Raw genomic sequence first — 16,954 nt, 5'->3', positions numbered from 1 at the left:
GATCAGCTACCTTGTCAACAATCCGAAGTCCCACTAACTGGACCAACCATGCAGGATTAATCATCTTGACCGTCCGTTCTGTGAAGCTGGATTTCAGTAATGATAGGTACTGCAACGACGTAAGCCGCCAGTATCCCCAGTGCATGAGGAGTGAAAGCATCCCGAGGATTTAGACTCGATACTTGAGCGACTGCAGCAGCTAGAAGAGTGCCACTGATACATCCAAACAGCGCGAAGGGGAGAGTAAGGCTGATCGTTTCGATGCGGACAAGATTCTTAGCGACCGTATTTTGTACTCCCCGTAAGGTGAGAACCTTGACTAACCTAGTGCGGTCTCTGATTGCTGCAATAGTGATTCCACTTACTGCTGCTAAACCGAACAGCATAATACTGAGCGTCAACGCAGATGCCGCTTCACCGTACCCGGATGACATGGCAGAGTTGACATTGTCGATTCTTTCCTGCGATGTCAATCCGGACTTGGTTTGCATGGTTGCAGACAAAACAACATTAGATGGGAGCTGATCCAAATCTGCGTATAGATATCTGCCCACGTTGTTGATTTCTTCACTGGAGGTCGAAATGAGAATTTCCGTTAGTCCGGGAACTTCTTGGATCCGTAGTGGCGGTAGGTCTAGTTCAGTGTCTGTGGTTGGGATGACAAACTGAGAAGATAGAGCTGCTGCGTCCATTCCCACCGGGGTCAGCAGTGATTCGGCGTCATCCGCTGGACATTCGGGGTCGTCAGTGGCTAGCTCTGCATATTCATGACAGGACATAACGAACGCGTTTATTGAACGTTGGTTTTCCCGCAGTAGTCGCCCTTGTCCAAATGTTCCCATTACCCCCGGAGATATGAATTCTTCGTAGGTGGACTCAACCTCAGCATCATCGCGAAGAGCTCCCCAGTGAATCCCCGGCTTCCAGTAACTCAGTCCCGAGCTCACCTGTCCAAGTCCGGCATTCGCTAAACCAACTGTCACAGTCGATACTGCGCAGATGCAGAATAAGAGCACTACGCTCGAACCAATGGAGGTTGCACGGTAGCGAAGGGAAGCTGATATTAGAGTCCCTTGGATCCCTCCGCCGAAGACCTTTTCATAACACCAGCCGGCGCCGAGGGCTAGAAATGGCGCAAGATACACTAGCCCAGCAATGATGGGGAGGAAGGCTAGAGGCACCAGGATTGGGAGGGAAAATATCTCGGATGCGATGGCCATAAGAGCCGCTGCAACCATACCAACAGGAAAAGCAGCTAATTGCCATTTATGCAGTCGTTGCAAAGAGTTTCATCCTCCTCAGGTACGTCGCGACGCCCACCATGATGGTGATAAGGACCCCGCAGCCAAATGCTCCTACTAGGCCAGCCAAAGCATCCGCAGGGAGGAACCCACGGCCTGCCCAGACCACCTTTTCGAGAATGCGAGATACGAGATATAAGGGGGCTACTGAAAGTACAACGCTCACGAGAAGACCGGCCAACGGTGCAGCCGACAGCAACGCAGCCGCGACCCACTTCCCTGCGCCTCGTAGCGCAAGCACCCGAGCAGTTTCCTCCCATGCAGGGTCGAAGATCTTGGACACATTCCAAAAACACACCAGGCAAGGAAGCACGACAACAATAAAGTAGACCAAAACTATATACATGATGGTCTGATCAACTACAGATGCTGAATCTTTGGTTGCAGTGACGGAGCTTTCCACTGCCTTATCTGTTGGCATAACAATGTTCACCGTCCGGGAGTCTGCGACCGCCGTCTTTTTAATTGTGGAAGTGCATTCCAAATCCTCCATGTATCGAACGAACCTGTCCGGAGCGTTATCACCTGCCCCTGTGGCACAGTCGAACGATCGAGCCTGCCCCTGAAGAGGAATTTTGCTGAGGTAGGCAGGCGTAGCGGATGTCAGTTCCAAAACTCCGTCGCCGGAAGCGATCCACCATGTTGCGGAGCTCTGCTGTCCCGCGATAATCTCCGGAGACTGCCACTGGGTGCGTTCATCCGCATTTACGAGCATCATTATTCCCATGAGCGGAAGAAGCAGAATCACCAGCAGCGCCAGGTTAAAAAAGCCCACAACGAATACTTCGCTTCTATTCCGCTTCGCTAGGTCACCGAGATACACACGAACCACCGATCTCGTAGACAGCGGATACATGCTTAGTTACTCGGGCATCGTGAGTAACCACCACCACCGGAACCTGGAATTTCTGGGCAAACTCTAGAAACAGATCGATCACAACCCTGGCAGCTTCATCGTCAAGACTAGAGGTTGGTTCATCTGCAGCAATTAGTGAGGGGCGGTTGGCTAGCGCGCATCCAACGCTAATGCGCTGACGTTCGCCCCCTGAGAGAGAACTTGGATAACGATTTTCATACGACTCCATATTTAATTGCCTGAGAATTTCCCTCGCCGTAGTGAGACTCGTCTTTCTTCCGCCTTGGGACATCTCAGCAATCAGCCGGATGTTATCGCGGCATGTCAGATCCTCAATGAGGCGGTTTCCTTGATCTACTACACCGATATTCTTGAGCCGAAAGTTACGGCGCTCTTTTTCGGGGAAACTTGAGTAGGTCTTGCCAGAGAGCGAAATCGTACCAGAGTCTGGTTGCTCGATTCCGATGATGCATCTAAGTAAGGTGGTCTTGCCACTCCCGGAGGGTCCGGTGATAGCAGTTAATTCGCCCTGCTTTACGGAAAGGCTAACTTTATCGAAAATAGGTTTTCCTGAGAGGGTTTTGCTGATATCGCTAACTTCAAGCATATGTTCCAGCTCCTAGAAAAATAACTTGTGTGCCGCCGATATCGGCGGCACACAATCCTGTTCTCTTTTACATGCAGACGCAGCGGAGGTCGAGGAAGCCCTCACAGTAGCCACCGGCAGCTTGGTAGTTGTCTCGGCAATAAGCCGCACAGCGACTTTCCGACGGACATCCACAGCATTCCGCTGGAGCGGTGGTTGCGTGCAGATTCAGGTTTCGGGGGGATTCAGTGGACTCGGTACGATAGAGCGAATGTAGGCATTATTTCTCCTTACTCTTTGGAGCACAGCGGATTTGCTATGCACTTTAGAAGATAGAGCAACCCACTTACTTGGCAAGCACAAACAGGGAAACAGTATACAAAAGTGACCACCCCGTCGAGGGGCGGGAGAAAACCAAATAAAAGGCATCAGTGAGGTGATCGCAGATCACGCTAAAGCGGAAGAGAGGCGGGACTGCCGTTTCAAGATGCTCCTTGTGAGCCTTTACCGCTCGACGCTATTGAACAGTGATTTTGACAACCTGTGGCTTCTCAAAGTTGCTGACCTGCGCGTGGCCTTCCAGCCGTGTCTTTCCGGAGGACAGCGCCGCGACACTCGGGCAGGACGCGTCGATGCGTTCTTCCCCCGGCTCGAGCTTCCAGTAGTAGACGGAGTTCTTGTCGGTGTAGTGCACCTTTTCCTGACGCAGGCCGCCGAGTGAGCATACGCCCGCTGACTTGCCATCTTCGGTGACTACCTGGATGACTGACTGCTCGCCACGAGGCTGCACGACGGGCGCTTTCGAGTTGGTTTCGCCCATCACGACGGCCACCACGATGGAGACCACCGCCAACACGGCTGCGAAAATGGACGGGGCTTGGAATTGGATGGGGAGTTTCATGGTTACGTATCCTACCCCCGCAGCACGACCACCAGGTTGGAAACCGCAAACTCGCGAAGCAGGGGCACCCGCGTGAGCCACCAGGCCCAGCGTGGGTGGTAGCGCGGGAACGCAGTGAGCAGCCTGCCGTTCGACTCCGCCCACGCCACACCCTCCTTTGCCGACACCGCGAAGAGGGACTCGCCCCACTTGTTCTTCGGCTCGTGCCCGTGATCAGCCACGTAGCGCGAACGGGCGAACTCGCCGCCCACGTAGTGCTGCCACAGGCCGGTCTCGTGTCCGCCGAAGGGGCCCAGCCACACCGTGTAACTCAGCACCACCAGGCCGCCGGGCTTGACCACCCGCAACATCTCCTCAGCCATCGTCTGCCAATCCGGGATGTGCTCGGCAACGTTGGAGGAGTACACCACGTCGAAGGAGTCGGTGGCGAAAGGGAGCGCGGTGCCGTCGCCACGAACGGAGCCGTAGCCGGAAATACCGGCGGCGGACAGCTCCGAGACGCTCGGCTCCACGCCCACGTAGAACGTGTCCGCGAAGGCCTTGGCGAAATAGCCCGGCCCGCCACCCACGTCTAACACCGACTTGCCCCGCAGGGGGGTGGAGGTGAGGTCGGCGGAGAGGGCGTCGAGAAGCTGGTAGGTGTCGCGGGCCAACCCCTCGTAAAAGATGCGGGGGCGGAACTGCTCATAGCGAAACGAGCGTAACAAGCGCAACGAACGTGCCAACGTGGCCAGGCGGCGGGTACGGTACATGACAATGAAGATACTGCTGATGTGTTGGCGCGACTCCACCCACCCACAAAGTGGCGGCTCCGAGGCGTACCTGGAACGCGTCGGCGAAGCGCTCGCAGCCGCCGGCCACCAGGTGATCTACCGCACCGCGAAACACACCGACGCCCCGCGCGTTACCCGACGAAACGGCATCCGCTTCGAACGCGCCGGCGGCAAATACAGCGTCTACTTGCTCGCGCCGTTCGCCGCGTGGCGGCACCGGCCCGACGTCATCGTGGACACCCAAAACGGCATCCCCTTCTTCGCGCGCCTCTACTCGCGGGCCACGACCGTGCTGCTCACCCACCACTGCCACAAGGAACAGTGGCCGGTGGCTGGGCCGATCATCGGGCGGTTCGGGTGGTGGCTGGAATCCAAGGTGGCGCCGCGGGTGTATCGCGGGGCGCCGTATGTGACGGTCTCGCAGGCCTCGAAACGCGACCTGGAGGCGCTTGGGGTGGACCCGGCGGCGATCCGCATCATCGAAAACGGAGTGGACCCAGTGCCCGCCGAACTGCCCACCCTCGCCGACGACGGCCGCACCCACGTGGTCACCCTGTCCCGGCTCGTGCCGCACAAGCAGATCGAGCACGCCATCGACGCCGTCGCTGCCCTCGACAACGTGGTGCTCGACGTGATCGGCTCCGGCTGGTGGGAAGACCAACTCCGCGAATACGCCGGCGACCTCGCAGGCGAGCGCGTCATCTTCCACGGCCACGTCGCCGACGACCACAAACACGCCCTCCTCGCCCGCGCGCAACTCCACCTCATGCCCAGCGCCAAAGAAGGCTGGGGCATCGCCGTCATCGAAGCCGCCCAACACGCCGTCCCCACCATCGGCTACGCGGGCGCAGGTGGCCTCGCCGACTCAGTGCAGCACGGGGAAACCGGCCTGCTCGTGGACACGCACGCTGAGTTCGTCACCGAAGTCGCCCACCTTCTTGACGACGCCCCCCTCCGCCACACCCTCGGCACCCAGGCGCAACAGCGCGCCGGGACCTACTCGTGGGCGGAAACTGGGCGCAAGTTCACCCAGTTCATTGACTCTCTCACCCGCCCTTAGAGCAGCTCCGTCGCCCAGTTCAGCTGCTGAATCTTCGTATCCAGCTCCCGGTACTCCTTCGCCGCCTTATCCGCCATCGCGTGCAACTGGCCCACATCCACCGTGGACACATACCGCACCTCGGAGGCCGAATACCGATCCGCGCGTGCCGACGCCGCATCCGCCACCGCGCTATAAAACCTCCGGGCGCGCAAAAACGCATCCCGGCGTGCAATCGCATCCGTCAACGTCGCGTCCCCCTCAAACGGCGTCGACGCATTCGTGTGGTTAATCCGGCGGACCAGCGTCTCAATGCTCTGCAGCACCGACGCCGACTCCTTCAGCAACGCCTCCGAATCCTCCACCGGGGTATCCCCCTCCTGGATCCGCGCATTCCGCGTCAAACGACGCTCCAACTCATTCAGCCGATCCTGTGCCTGCGCCCGCTTCGCCAGCGCTTCTGCCAACAACATCGCATCCTCCTTCAAAAAAATAGGCGGCCACCCCCAGCACCGTGGTAGTTCCCAATTCTCATGTGCACTGTACCCGTGTACCTTGTGCAGGCTTAGGGATCAATCACAGGGACCCGGAAAGCCACCGGGTTACAGGTTTGGGTGGTTTCCAATTGCGCCCGAGGAAACCGGTCGGGCTGGTGCTCGCTGAGTGGCCTGTGCACCACGATAGCAGGTTGGTGGGTGTTGGGGTTGGTGGCGGTTTCGGCTTTGGCTTCGGTTCGGTTTCGGTTCGGTTTCGCTCTGGTTTCGCTCCGGTCGAGGTGTTAATGGAGTGCGATGCTGGTCGCCACAAATCGGCCGGGCGGGGTGAGAAAGCGCGACCTGCATCGCACGCTTCTAAGCGCACGCTTTGAGTGGTTTCGGGAGTCCGGAGTGGGCAGGGTGCGCACCAGATTCCGGTATGGTGTTTGTTTGGCCCCTTCCATTGGAGTGAGTCCTGAACATTATTTAAGAGGTTGTTCGTAATGGCTAAGGTTACGCGGGAAAATAAGGTAAAAGCTTGCTTCACCTTGATCTTTACGGGTTTGGCCTTATACTACTGCTTCTATACCTTTCTTAGTCGAGACGGTGCCTTGCCTACTAGTGTTGGCCTCGTCGGATTCGCGGTGACAGGTGTTGCAGTATGGCGATCGGTTCACCTTTTTCCCCAACGCCCAGTTCGAGAGTTCTTGCAGGAAACCTTTCTGTACTTCTTTCCTGTCTTCGTGGTACCTATCGTCGGTGCGCTGCACGTGGAGTTTCCCTATTCCGGGCTGATGGCTCTTATTTGGCCTGTAGGTCTAGCTGTCTGCTTTGTTTATAATGACAGCTATCTCTCATGGGCTTCTAGGGGGTGACTTCTCCGAGAAGATTATCCGCTGTAGCGCAGGAGCATCTTCGCTAAGCATGTTCGCTAAGCACGGGGCTGGGCGCGGGCTACTTGTGTGCGACACTAATGGATACAACCGGTGCACCACGACACCCCAAGACCAGCGGTAATACGACTGTTCGAAAGGTAGTTAATCACCAGTGTCACTCCAGCTATCTTCAATTTTTTACCGAGAGCAACGCTAAAAGATAAGTGTTGCGGACTCCTAGCTCCGTCAAGGGATCACAACCAGCTGACCGTCTTCCACCAATCAGATTCCGACACCACCTAACCAGCTCAGCCTCAGAGTGGACCTACACCTTTGACTGCGAAGAGCTTGAAGACTATTCAATGGGTTACTTTGGCCGATGTCGTTTATAGTGCTGCACGTGCAGCACCATCGAAGTTGTAGTCGATTCCTTCATGCTGAGGTAAGAACACGAACGCCTACAGCGTTCGTGTTCTTTTGATTTTTGCACTTGATGCCGCTTTTCCTCATCCACGCCACGCGCGGGCTTACCGCGTACCGACAGAGGGGGTCACGCTCACATCACCGTGTAGGGACATCAGCGTGAACCGGAATTAACGGTAGCAGTAGTGGGTGGGTGAGCGGAGGACTCTGAAATCATTTGATGGGGAACTTTCTTCGTGGTCACACGTCGCGACCTGGGGAAACAATGTGGTTGGTCGACCGGAACTGGCGCGAAACGCTAAATGGTTCCCGAACGCGGGAACTTTTTCAGCGGGCGAGCGACGTGAACTGGGGAAACACGTCCCGAACGCAGGCGGGCGGCCCCGAAAACGCGAAAAAGTTCCCGGACGCAGGGCGCGGGAACTTTTCGCAAACGGATAGGGGAGGGGATGGGGTGGGCAGAGCGCGTTGAGTATGAGCGAGCCGGAGTTTAGGCGGCTGCGAGGAGGCTGCCTGCGCGCAGGCGGTTGAGCATCTCGGCTTCGACGAGGACGGGGATGAAGTCTTCGACGGTTGCGGTGCTGCAGTGCTCGGCGAGGACGGTGTCGAAAGTGTTGTTGATTTCGGCTTCGCTGAATTGTGGGGTCCAGGTCTCGAGGAGGTCGTGGCGGATGTTGCGAAGTACGCGCTTCTGGATGGTGTTGAACTGAATCTGCATGGTTACGCTCCTTGTTAAACTCTTGTTTACCTGGAGTTCACTTTAACCTACGCGCAAGAATACTGCAAATGCTCCAATAATGGGCGTGCCCCAACTATCTAATACGCCTGGTCAATACCGCAATCAAGGGCGAGACGCACCACAAACCGAACAGTCCGAGGCCAAGCGGCGGCAGCCCGACGGGCGCAGCACCCGTGTCCACCGAGCGGCCATCCGGGTACACCACCACGCCGACGCCCAACGAGGCGGCACGGCCCAAGTCGGCGTTGAGGGCGGACCAGCGCGGGGACGGTGGGTCGACCTGCACGTCGCCGACGCGTAGCGCGCCGGACTCGACAACGTTCATCATCTTGGGGGCGGGATCGACGATCACCGTGCCATCGGTACGCAGGGTGAGGGTGGGGCGGTCGATGAAGAAGACGTCGTGGTCCTGGTGGTCGACGTGCGGGATCGGGAGGGAGGAGGCCGGAACTGGGGTGAGGGCGGAGAGGGTGAAGGGGGCGTCGAGAAGCTGGAGGAGGGCGAAACTGCCCGCGAGCTGGGCGCGAAGCCCCGGCAGGTTGCCGGCGGCGGTGACGTAGGCGGGGATGGCGAGGATGAGGAGTTTGTGGGCGTCGCGAAGGAGGCCGCCGCCGGGAACGTGCTGGATGATGGGGGTGAGCCAGCCTGCCCACGACGCGAGCGCCAGTGCAAACCCGAGGCCCGCCAGCACGAGGAGGCGGCGCGGGACATGGCGCCACGCCAGGCACAGCACAGCAAACAGCAGCACGCCGAAGACGGCGAAGCCGGAGGCGCGGGAGGCGGGTACGGCGTGGGCGTTCCAGATCCCGCCCAGGCCGAGCAGTGCACCGAGGGTGCCGACGCTCCCCTCCGCACGCGGGGCGAACATGGCGGCGGCCTGCGCCGAGGATGTGCCCTGTCCGCCGCTAACGGCGGCAACTGCACCGGCGACGGTCCAGGGTGCGCAGGTCAGGGCGCTGAACAGCCAGCGTCGCGAGTGGAGGGCAGCCGCGATAGCGCCGGTTGGGGTGAGCGACGATACCCACTGGGCAGCGATGCTGCCGCGCGCGCCAAGCGCCACCAGCGGCAGCAGCCACGCGGCCACCGCCACCGACCACTGCCCCTGCAGCAAGCGCTCGACGACGAACGGGTTCCACACCGCGACCGTGATCGCCGCGAACCGGCCCCAGCCGCCGCGACCAATCCGCCACCCCGCCCACGCGGCAGTGGCGGCCGCGCCGACCACGAGCGCGCGCACCGCCGCGACCGGGAAGGGGAGGACGGCGAGCAGTGCGTCCTGGGGGACGTTGCGGGCCGGCAGGTCCCCGAAGCCGAGGGCTGCGCGGGTCAGCGCCATGTCCGGTAGGACGAGCATGTCCCGGTAGGCGAGCGCCTCGCCCGGCGCGAGGAACGGCCAGGTCACGCCGAGGACCAGGGCCGCCGCGTAGGCGAACAGCAGCCAGGAGGACCAGCGGGATTTAACCACGGCGGCGCCGCACCAGTAGGACGAAGGCGTAGAAGAGCGCGAGCGCGCTGACCAGGCGGGTTACGAACGCCATGACCTGGAGGGATTTGAGGATGTGGACGTCGTGAAGTGCGGCGGAGGCCGCGGTGGCCTTGTTCTCTTCGCTGAGTGTGTAGAGGCCCTTGAGGGGGCCGCGCGTGATGGTCCACGACTCGTCGAGGAGGCGGCCGGTGCGGCGCTCGACGTCGATGGTTCGCTCAGCGTGGTACTCGGGCACGTCGATGGTGGCGGTGTACTTGTAAGTTTCCAGGCCGTCGACCCAGCCCGCGCCGAGGTAGTCCAGGGGGACGACGAGGTCCGCAAGCGGGTCGTAGAACGGGTAGGAGCGGCGCTCCGGGTTGTACGGCAGAACGTAGCCGAGTCCCTGGCGCCCGCTGGTGGGGTAGGCGGAGGCTGGGTTGACCTCAAAGGAGTCCTCGGCGATGACGGTGCCCTCGTTGCGGACGGTGGCGGACATGGTCAGCGCCTTCTTCTTCGGGTGCTCCTCCGAGGGACCCTCCGTGATGAGGAGGGTGCGGGTGAGGGCGGAGGGGCCGTCGAAAAGGAGGGTGCTTTCGGTGGGGGCGAGCACCCGCTGGTGGTTGATGATGAGCGGGGACAGGAAGTTCAGCGCCACGCACACCGCGATGATGGCGGCGCAGATGCCCAGGCGCCGTTTGCTTACAATGTCCACATCAGAAACATTAACGTACTCCCGGAACTGGCGGGCCTGCGCGGTATCGCGGCGCTCGGCATTGTGGTGACGCACGTGGCGTTCCAGACGGCCACTGACTCGCCGGTGCTCGCGCGCTTCGACTACTTCGTGGCCGTCTTCTTCGCGCTTTCGGCGTTCCTGTTGGCGCGCGGCGAGCCCCGCCCTGCGCGCGAATACTACTGGCGCCGCGTCGCCCGCATTGTGCCTGCGTACGTGGTGTCCGTGGCGATCATCGTGGTGACGTTGCCGCCACTGGCGGGGGTGCGCGCCGGGCCGCTTCTGGCCAACCTGACGCTCACGCAGCTCTACGTCCCCGGCGGGCTTATCGACGGCCTCACCCAGCACTGGTCGCTTTGCGTCGAGGTGGCGTTCTACCTGGTCCTGCCCGCCTACCTGGCGTGCGGGCGCCGGGGCCGCGCCGTGGTGCTGGCGGTGGCGGTGGTGGCCGCCCTGGCGTGGCCGCACCTGATCCCCACCCCGGAGCAGACGCCGGGCGAGCTGAACCTGCAGATCTGGCCGATCTCCTTTGCACCGTGGTTCGCGGTGGGCCTGCTGTGCGCGGAGACGGAACGCGCCGGGCACACGTGGCGGCTGCGGGTACCGGCGCTGCGCTGGGTGTTTCCGGCGTTGTCGTTGCCTGTCGCGTGGGCGGGCGGGGTGCTTGGTCCTGCGGGTTTGGAGCACCCGAGTGCTGCTGAGTTCAACGTCCGCGTGCTGCTCGGCGCGCTGTTCGCGGTGCTGTGGATCGTGCCGTTCGCGCTCGCGCCGCGGCTGCACGGCACCGCGCTGTGCACCCGCCCGGCCCAGCTGTTGGGCCGCTGGTCGTACTCGCTGTTTTTGTGGCACATGGCGGTGCTCTACGCGGTGTTCCCAATCTTGGGGGTATCGCTTTTCGACGCCCACTTCGTCCCCACCCTCACCCTGACGGTGCTGTTGAGCCTGGTGGTGAGCTATTTGTCCTACACGTGGGTGGAGGTGCCGGGCGCGCGGGTGGTGCACCAACTACGCGCCAAGCTTGTTAGGCAAGCCTTGCCTGATATATTGTTGATTCGCTCTATTGGAATGAATGTTACTACGGCAAGGAAACCACTGTGAACATCCTGCGTAAAGCAATGACCGGCGCCGTCGCCCTCTGCGCGGCCGCCTCACTCGCCGCGTGCTCGGGCAACAGCACCGACACCACCCCATCGGCCGAGCCGACCCAGGCGGACAAGGCACTGACCGTCACCGACGTCACCGGCCGCGAAGTCACCTTCGACCACGCCCCGGAGCGCATCGTGCTCGGTGAGGGCCGTGGTGTCTTCGCCACCGCGCTGCTCGGCGGGGACCCCTTCGACCACGTCGTCGCCTACGGCAACGACCTGACCAAGGCCGCCCCGGCGTTCAAGGACAAGGTCTTCGAGATCAGTGAGGGCGCCATGAAGGCGCAGGAGATCGGCAACATCGGCAAGGGCGACGTCTCCCTGGAGACGCTCATGGCGCAGGACCCGGACGTCGTCGTGATGACGCTCGACCAGAAGAAAGTCGCCGAGGAATCCGGCCTCCTGGAAAAGATGGACCAGACCGGCATGAAGTACGTCTTCACCGACTTCCGCCAGTCCCCACTCGAGCACACCGTCAGCTCCGTGCAACTGCTCGGCGACCTGCTGGGCAAGTCGGAACGCGCTAAGGAATACGGCGAGTTCTACGAATCGAAGGTCGAAGAGATCAAGGGTCGGGTCGAAGAGGCCGTCGCAAAGGACGGAGAGAAAGACGGCCTGATCTGGTCCGCCGCGGGCTTCGTTGACTGCTGCAGCACCCCCGGCAAGGCGAACCTCGGCCAGCTGCTCACCGCCGCGGGCGGCAACAACCTGGGCGAACAGCTCATCACCGCGGACTCCAAGCAGTTCAGCGCTGAGAAGATGATCGAGCTGCAGCCCGAAAACCTCATCGTCACCGGCGGCGAGTGGGCACGCAAGCCCGACCAGCCGGACACCTTCAGCCACGTCGAGCTCGGCTACCAGTCCAGCCCACAGCGCGCCGCCGAAACCCTGAACAACCCGCTGGGCACTCCGGGCCTGGACCTGCTGCAGGCACCGAAGCAGGGCAAGTACTTCGCCGTCTACCACCAGTTCTACGACAACCCGTACAACGTGTTCGCACTTGAGGCGTTCGCGAAGTGGCTGCACCCGGAGGCCTTCGCTGACATGGACCCGGCGAAGGACTTCGAACAATTCCACGCCGACTGGCTGCCATTCGACTACTCCGGCGCGTTCTTCGCCCAGGCACAGCAGTAGGGGAACCATGAACCAGCAAGATCAGGCGATCCGCGCCTACCACCAGCGAGGACGACGCAAACTCATCGCGATTAGCGCGCTGCTGCTCGTCGCGTTCGTCAGCTTCGTCGTTGCCACGGTGGTCGGCCCGATCAACCTCAGCGCCTCCCAGCTTCTCGACGCCCTCCTCCACCCCAACACCGCACCCGAGCAAGCCTCCGTGGTCCTGTGGGACCTGCGCCTGCCGGCCTCGGTGATGGCGCTGCTCATCGGCGCGTCCCTGGGACTTGCGGGCGGGATGATGCAAACCATCCTGGACAACCCGCTGGCGGAACCGTTCACGCTGGGTATCTCGGCGGCGGCCGCGTTCGGCGCCGCGATGTCGATCGTGCTGGGCATTAACCTGATCGCGCACCCCCAGTTCAACCTGGCGCTCGCCGCTGCGCTGGCCGCCCTGGTGGCGGTGGCCGTCGTCGCCGCCGCTGCCGTGTGGCGCGGGGCCGCCGCCGAAACGATGATCCTGCTGGGCATTGCCCTGTCCTTCTTCTTCCAGGCGTTGCTGTCGCTTATGCAGTACGGCGCAACGCTTGAGGCGCTGCAACAGATCGTCTTCTGGACGCTCGGCTCCATGCAGCGCGCCACCTGGCTCGCCGACGGTATCATCGGCGTCCTCCTCGCCGCCGCGGTCCCGTTCGTGGTGTTCAACGCCTGGCGGCTCACCGCCCTCCGACTTGGCGACGCCCGCGCCGCCTCCCTCGGCATCAAAGTCTCCCGCCTGCGCGTCACCACCCTGATCGTGGCATCCCTGCTGGCAGCAGCTTCGGTGGCCTTCGCCGGCGTCATCGGCTTCATCGGACTGGTGGGCCCCCACATCGCCCGCATGTTGGTCGGGGAGGACCAGAAGTTCTACCTGCCCGCCTCCGCCGCGGCCGGCGCCCTGCTGCTCACCGCAGCGCACGCCGTCTCCATCACCGTCAAACCAGGCCTGGTGATCCCGATCGGCATCATCACCGCCATCGTCGGTGTCCCATTCTTCGTCTTCCTCATCTTCTCCCGCTACCGCAAGGCAGGCCGTTAACCATGATCGTCGCCACAGACCTCAACGTTGCCTACGGACGCACCCCTATCCTCCACGACATGACCTTCCGCCTGGGCACCCCCGGCGCCGTCACCGGCCTGCTCGGCCCCAACGCCGCCGGCAAGTCCACCCTGGTCAAAACCATCGCCGGCCTCAAAGCCCCCACGTCCGGCACCGTCACCACCTCCTGTGGGCCCCACGACGTCGGCTACGTCCCCCAAGACCTGCTGACCAGCGCGTCGCTGACCGCGTTCGAATCCATCGTCGTCGCCGCAAAAGCCGGCGGCGCCGTCACCAACCCACTCGAAGCCACCGCCGCGATGATGGACCGCCTCGGCATCCTCCACATCTCCGACCGGATGGTCTGCCACATGTCAGGTGGCCAGCGCCAACTCGTCGGCGTCGCCCAGATGCTGGTACGCGAACCCCAACTCCTCCTTCTCGACGAGCCCACCTCCGCCCTCGACCTCCACCACCAAGTAAGCCTGCTCACCATCATCCGCAACATCGTCGCCGACACCGACCGCCAAGCCGTCGTCGCGATCCACGACCTCAACCTCGCCGCCCGCTACTGCGACGAACTCCTCGTCATGAAAGCCGGGCGCGTGGTCACGCACGGCGAGCCCCTCGACGTACTCACCCCCGAACTCCTCCAAGAGGTCTACGGCATCGAAGCCCGCGTCCTCTACGACCCGGTCTCCGGCGCGCCCGTCATCTGCCCTGCGTAGGGGGTGGTAGGGGGTTGATCCGTTTTGGTGTGGAACTGGTCTGGGTAGGCATTCAACAAGAGTCAGCGTAGGTGGGGTGCATATGTAACTTCGATGCCAGCCCCAGAGACAATCTATGTTGCATATCACAGTATTGAAAAAGAGTAACGTGCGTGATAGTTTCCATACCAATGCGTTTATCTCATACGAACGCAGCCTTCATCCTTACCTCAAGGAGCTGTCATGTATCTCAACTCCCATATCAGAAAGATCTTCAACCGGGCTACAGTCCTGGCATCATCGGCTTGTCTGGCCATGGCTGTGGCGCCAGTGGCAGTCCATGCTCAGGAATCATTCATCGGAGAAGAAGCTGAAACCACTGTCGGAGTAATTAACCCGAATGATCAGTCGACTAGATCAGTTTCCTCGGAGATGACACTGGATGAGTATTGGACACTGGATCGCATGTCGAGGGCCACTCCTGTTGATGCAACCCTCGACTTGCCATTTGCGGCGGACCAAGCAACGTCAAACAGCAAAGAGGTTGTCGTTTCCCCTGAAGCGCCAGAACGTGAACAAGAAGCATCAGAACCTATTGAACCGTTCTCCTCATCTCAAACGGCCGGTGAGGCGCACTCTCGAATCGGCAATTCCGGTGCTGCGAATGGAAAAGTATTTTTCTCAAGGAAAGTCAATGGCCAATATGAAGATCGCGTCTGCTCCGCGTCTGCTGTAAACTCCGACAACAAAAGCACTGTAATCACTGCTGGTCACTGCGTCCATAGCGGGAGTGGAGGCGAGTTTCATAAAAACTGGGTATTCGTTCCAGAATATACGATCGGTGTTGCACCCCATGGGAGATTCAAGGCCAATTTTATGACCACAACTACTGACTGGGCAAACTATGGAACTACGCCTCGTGGGTTTGCTGCTGACTTCGGGTTTGTCACTGTCAACTCAGAAAGAGGAAAACGACTCGTCGATGCGGTTGGAGGCCATGGACTGCGCTCCGGAAATGCAGGTTCGTTCAAAGCTGACATAATTGGATATCCCCGCAACCGTTTCCTGGGTTCCGCTATGTTTCGGTGTACGGTACCGGTGAAAAACGAAAATTCGTCGTCCTTCAATTTCTACATGTCATATGGGTGCAACTTTGGCGGTGGTGCATCCGGTGGCGCATGGCTAGAAGACTTCAACGGAACTCTGGGGCATATCCGCTCCGTGAGTTCGTTTGGTCCTGAAAACGGTGCGTCGTATCTCGGTTCGCCGATCATAACCTCCAAGATTTGGGACATGTTTGATTCAACGGCGAGTCGGCCAGTGAAGTAAGGAGTGAGAATGTCTGGCATACTATCTAAATTCGGCATAAACGCAGGTTTGAATGCGCAAACTGTACATTTGGTCGGCGTTATTTTAGCGGTGTTGACGGTGGTGGGCAGTACCATAGGAATAGTCTCAGCCACCCCTGTCGGCGACGAACTCAGCAGCGCAATGGGGATCGTCCACAAAACGCGACAACAACCCTCCGACGTGGAGGCGCGCAACGATCTCAAAAATGAGCGTCAAGTCAAATGGTCGGGCTATCAAGTAATCAGCCCCACACAAATACGTGTGTTCTTCCCCGCCGGAACCGAAACTTGCTACGGATACCGCGTGGAGACATCGGAGACCGCGACATCAGTAAAAGTTAGAGTGTACGAAGGGAATATTCCAGGATCGCCTGATAAGTGCATCCTGATCGGTCGCCCGGCCTCCATGAAGGTGACGCTGCAGTCGCCACTAGGGGCTCGCTTGCTTCAGAACTGGTAGATCACATGCCCGTCATGTGAAAGTTTTCCGGCTTTTCTTTTGACCCGTGCTCTAATGGGCGCGGGTCAAATTGCGTGTGGAGTCCAATAAGGCTCAGATTCACCCCGCTTGCTGCGCTACCGTCATCTGTCCCACGCTTTGAGCCTCGTTGGGGCGTGATGGACTGAAAACCCGGTAAAGATATCGCCTGCAACTCGAAGAATTCAGGCCGATCCGCCCTTCTGCCAAGCAACGATTGCTTCAGAAAAAGAGAGATCTGGATTCTTCTCCCGATAGCTCTTTAACTCTGCTGCCGAAGGGATTGGCAGATCAGAAGCAATAACATCATCGAATGCTGAGCGCCGATTATGCGACCCCAACCCCCACACGCCAATCGCCGCGACTACCGTCGCAAGCAGAAACTGGCCGGAAAGAAGCCCCAGTACCGCCGCGAATATAGCCAAATATGATCCAATGATCGTCAGTTTCTCAGACATAACGACACCTTTCGCAATATCTCGATCGTGCTATCTACTCAAAGCACTGGTCTTTGATTCCTGCAATTCTTGTCAGCTCTGCTGTGAGCACCGGCTGCGATCATTCTAGTGATTACAGTCGCACATCGCAGAGCGCTTGTATATGGAGTGGCGTGCTGTTACTCGATTTTGTTCCGGTCGAGGTGTTAAAGGAGTGCGATGCTGGTCGCTGGAAATCGGTCGGGCCGGACGAGAATGCGCGACCTGCATCGCACGCTTCTAAGCGCACGCTTTAAACGGTTTTGGGGTGCGATGAGCGGCCGGGTGCACACCAAATTCCTGCATGAGGTTTGCGCGACCTGGGGTTTTGCAAACCCGTTCGCCGAAAACCTGGAATCTGGTGCGAAGAGGCGGTGGTCTTGGGAACTTTCTTCGTAGACAGCGGTCGCGACCTGGGGAAACGTCACGTCGGTCGACCGGAAC

The 16,954-nt window shown here is 60.1% G+C and carries 17 protein-coding genes; 7 read left to right on the top strand and 10 right to left on the bottom strand.

Annotated features, from left to right (window positions below):
• Positions 1 to 56: 56 nt before the first annotated feature.
• The 5 genes from QP802_RS06290 to QP802_RS06270 form a co-directional block, all read right to left on the bottom strand.
• The gene (locus QP802_RS06290) at positions 57 to 1,283 is read right to left on the bottom strand and encodes a hypothetical protein (RefSeq protein WP_284817896.1); all 1,227 of its coding nucleotides are present in this window, start codon (positions 1,281 to 1,283) and stop codon (positions 57 to 59) included.
• A complete protein-coding gene (locus QP802_RS06285) occupies positions 1,267 to 2,076 on the bottom strand; it encodes a hypothetical protein (RefSeq protein ID WP_284817894.1) in 810 nt (269 codons plus the stop codon). Before QP802_RS06285 ends, QP802_RS06290 begins: the two co-directional genes overlap by 17 nt.
• A gap of 34 nt (positions 2,077 to 2,110) precedes the next feature.
• Complete coding sequence (locus QP802_RS06280) at positions 2,111 to 2,764, bottom strand: ABC transporter ATP-binding protein (protein ID WP_284817892.1); 654 nt, start codon at positions 2,762 to 2,764, stop codon at positions 2,111 to 2,113.
• A 496-nt stretch (positions 2,765 to 3,260) separates the two neighbouring features.
• Positions 3,261 to 3,644 carry a hypothetical protein gene (locus QP802_RS06275; protein ID WP_284817891.1) on the bottom strand — a complete coding sequence of 128 codons (384 nt, stop codon included), beginning with the start codon at positions 3,642 to 3,644 and terminating at the stop codon, positions 3,261 to 3,263.
• Positions 3,645 to 3,655: 11 nt separating this feature from the next.
• Positions 3,656 to 4,396, bottom strand: a complete 741-nt coding sequence (locus tag QP802_RS06270) for a class I SAM-dependent methyltransferase (RefSeq protein WP_284817889.1) — start codon at positions 4,394 to 4,396, stop codon at positions 3,656 to 3,658.
• Between the two features lie 4 nt (positions 4,397 to 4,400).
• Between QP802_RS06270 and QP802_RS06265 the strand changes: the two genes are divergently transcribed.
• Positions 4,401 to 5,477, top strand: coding sequence for a glycosyltransferase family 4 protein (locus tag QP802_RS06265; protein WP_284817887.1), 1,077 nt, complete (start codon positions 4,401 to 4,403; stop codon positions 5,475 to 5,477).
• On the opposite strand, the gene QP802_RS06260 is transcribed toward QP802_RS06265, so the two are convergent.
• The 4 genes from QP802_RS06260 to QP802_RS06245 all read right to left on the bottom strand — a co-directional run bounded on the left by QP802_RS06260 (position 5,474) and on the right by QP802_RS06245 (position 10,221).
• Entirely contained in the window at positions 5,474 to 5,929 is a 456-nt protein-coding gene (locus tag QP802_RS06260) for a DIP1984 family protein (RefSeq protein WP_284817885.1), read from the bottom strand. The genes QP802_RS06265 and QP802_RS06260 overlap by 4 nt on opposite strands.
• 1,791 nt (positions 5,930 to 7,720) lie before the next feature.
• Positions 7,721 to 7,948: a three-helix bundle dimerization domain-containing protein gene (locus QP802_RS06255; RefSeq protein ID WP_256008336.1), complete on the bottom strand. Its 228-nt coding sequence runs from the start codon at positions 7,946 to 7,948 to the stop codon at positions 7,721 to 7,723.
• A gap of 94 nt (positions 7,949 to 8,042) precedes the next feature.
• On the bottom strand, positions 8,043 to 9,434 hold the full coding sequence (locus QP802_RS06250; protein ID WP_479684162.1) for an MmpA family trehalose lipid delivery protein: 1,392 nt from the start codon (positions 9,432 to 9,434) through the stop codon (positions 8,043 to 8,045).
• Positions 9,427 to 10,221 (bottom strand): porin PorA family protein, encoded by a 795-nt coding sequence (locus tag QP802_RS06245; RefSeq protein ID WP_284817882.1) that lies wholly within the window; start codon positions 10,219 to 10,221, stop codon positions 9,427 to 9,429. Before QP802_RS06245 ends, QP802_RS06250 begins: the two co-directional genes overlap by 8 nt.
• On the opposite strand from QP802_RS06245, the gene QP802_RS06240 reads away from it, so the two are divergent.
• From QP802_RS06240 to QP802_RS06215, 6 genes are all read left to right on the top strand, one after another.
• Positions 10,222 to 11,262 carry an acyltransferase family protein gene (locus QP802_RS06240; protein ID WP_284817880.1) on the top strand — a complete coding sequence of 347 codons (1,041 nt, stop codon included), beginning with the start codon at positions 10,222 to 10,224 and terminating at the stop codon, positions 11,260 to 11,262.
• Positions 11,259 to 12,443 carry an ABC transporter substrate-binding protein gene (locus QP802_RS06235; RefSeq protein ID WP_284817879.1) on the top strand — a complete coding sequence of 395 codons (1,185 nt, stop codon included), beginning with the start codon at positions 11,259 to 11,261 and terminating at the stop codon, positions 12,441 to 12,443. The genes QP802_RS06240 and QP802_RS06235 overlap by 4 nt, the downstream gene beginning before the upstream one ends.
• A gap of 7 nt (positions 12,444 to 12,450) precedes the next feature.
• Positions 12,451 to 13,500 carry a FecCD family ABC transporter permease gene (locus tag QP802_RS06230; protein WP_071567900.1) on the top strand — a complete coding sequence of 350 codons (1,050 nt, stop codon included), beginning with the start codon at positions 12,451 to 12,453 and terminating at the stop codon, positions 13,498 to 13,500.
• 2 nt (positions 13,501 to 13,502) lie between these two features.
• Positions 13,503 to 14,228, top strand: a complete 726-nt coding sequence (locus tag QP802_RS06225; RefSeq protein ID WP_284817877.1) for an ABC transporter ATP-binding protein — start codon at positions 13,503 to 13,505, stop codon at positions 14,226 to 14,228.
• A gap of 222 nt (positions 14,229 to 14,450) precedes the next feature.
• Positions 14,451 to 15,536 (top strand): trypsin-like serine peptidase, encoded by a 1,086-nt coding sequence (locus QP802_RS06220; protein WP_284817875.1) that lies wholly within the window; start codon positions 14,451 to 14,453, stop codon positions 15,534 to 15,536.
• A gap of 9 nt (positions 15,537 to 15,545) precedes the next feature.
• Positions 15,546 to 16,016, top strand: a complete 471-nt coding sequence (locus QP802_RS06215) for a hypothetical protein (RefSeq protein WP_284817873.1) — start codon at positions 15,546 to 15,548, stop codon at positions 16,014 to 16,016.
• A gap of 203 nt (positions 16,017 to 16,219) precedes the next feature.
• Here QP802_RS06215 and QP802_RS06210 read toward each other — a convergent pair whose 3' ends face one another.
• Complete coding sequence (locus QP802_RS06210; RefSeq protein WP_284817871.1) at positions 16,220 to 16,492, bottom strand: hypothetical protein; 273 nt, start codon at positions 16,490 to 16,492, stop codon at positions 16,220 to 16,222.
• Positions 16,493 to 16,954 lie beyond the last annotated feature (462 nt).

The sequence above is a fragment of the Corynebacterium sp. UMB10119B genome (genome assembly GCF_030228125.1).
In the GTDB taxonomy this organism is placed as follows: Bacteria; Actinomycetota; Actinomycetes; order Mycobacteriales; family Mycobacteriaceae; genus Corynebacterium; species Corynebacterium pseudogenitalium.
Note: the sequence above shows the minus strand (reverse complement) of the source record. Positions and strands in the feature narration are given on the sequence as shown.

Excerpts from the sequence above, each read along its gene's own strand:
- QP802_RS06210 (WP_284817871.1), bottom strand. The coding sequence starts at position 16,492 with ATGTCTGAGAAACTGACGATCATTGGATCATATTTGGCTATATTCGCG.
- QP802_RS06230 (WP_071567900.1), top strand. The coding sequence starts at position 12,451 with ATGAACCAGCAAGATCAGGCGATCCGCGCCTACCACCAGCGAGGACGA.
- QP802_RS06270 (WP_284817889.1), bottom strand. The coding sequence starts at position 4,396 with ATGTACCGTACCCGCCGCCTGGCCACGTTGGCACGTTCGTTGCGCTTG.
- QP802_RS06260 (WP_284817885.1), bottom strand. The coding sequence starts at position 5,929 with ATGTTGTTGGCAGAAGCGCTGGCGAAGCGGGCGCAGGCACAGGATCGG.
- QP802_RS06225 (WP_284817877.1), top strand. The coding sequence starts at position 13,503 with ATGATCGTCGCCACAGACCTCAACGTTGCCTACGGACGCACCCCTATC.
- QP802_RS06215 (WP_284817873.1), top strand. The coding sequence starts at position 15,546 with ATGTCTGGCATACTATCTAAATTCGGCATAAACGCAGGTTTGAATGCG.
- QP802_RS06280 (WP_284817892.1), bottom strand. The coding sequence starts at position 2,764 with ATGCTTGAAGTTAGCGATATCAGCAAAACCCTCTCAGGAAAACCTATT.
- QP802_RS06255 (WP_256008336.1), bottom strand. The coding sequence starts at position 7,948 with ATGCAGATTCAGTTCAACACCATCCAGAAGCGCGTACTTCGCAACATC.
- QP802_RS06275 (WP_284817891.1), bottom strand. The coding sequence starts at position 3,644 with ATGAAACTCCCCATCCAATTCCAAGCCCCGTCCATTTTCGCAGCCGTG.
- QP802_RS06265 (WP_284817887.1), top strand. The coding sequence starts at position 4,401 with ATGAAGATACTGCTGATGTGTTGGCGCGACTCCACCCACCCACAAAGT.
- QP802_RS06220 (WP_284817875.1), top strand. The coding sequence starts at position 14,451 with ATGTATCTCAACTCCCATATCAGAAAGATCTTCAACCGGGCTACAGTC.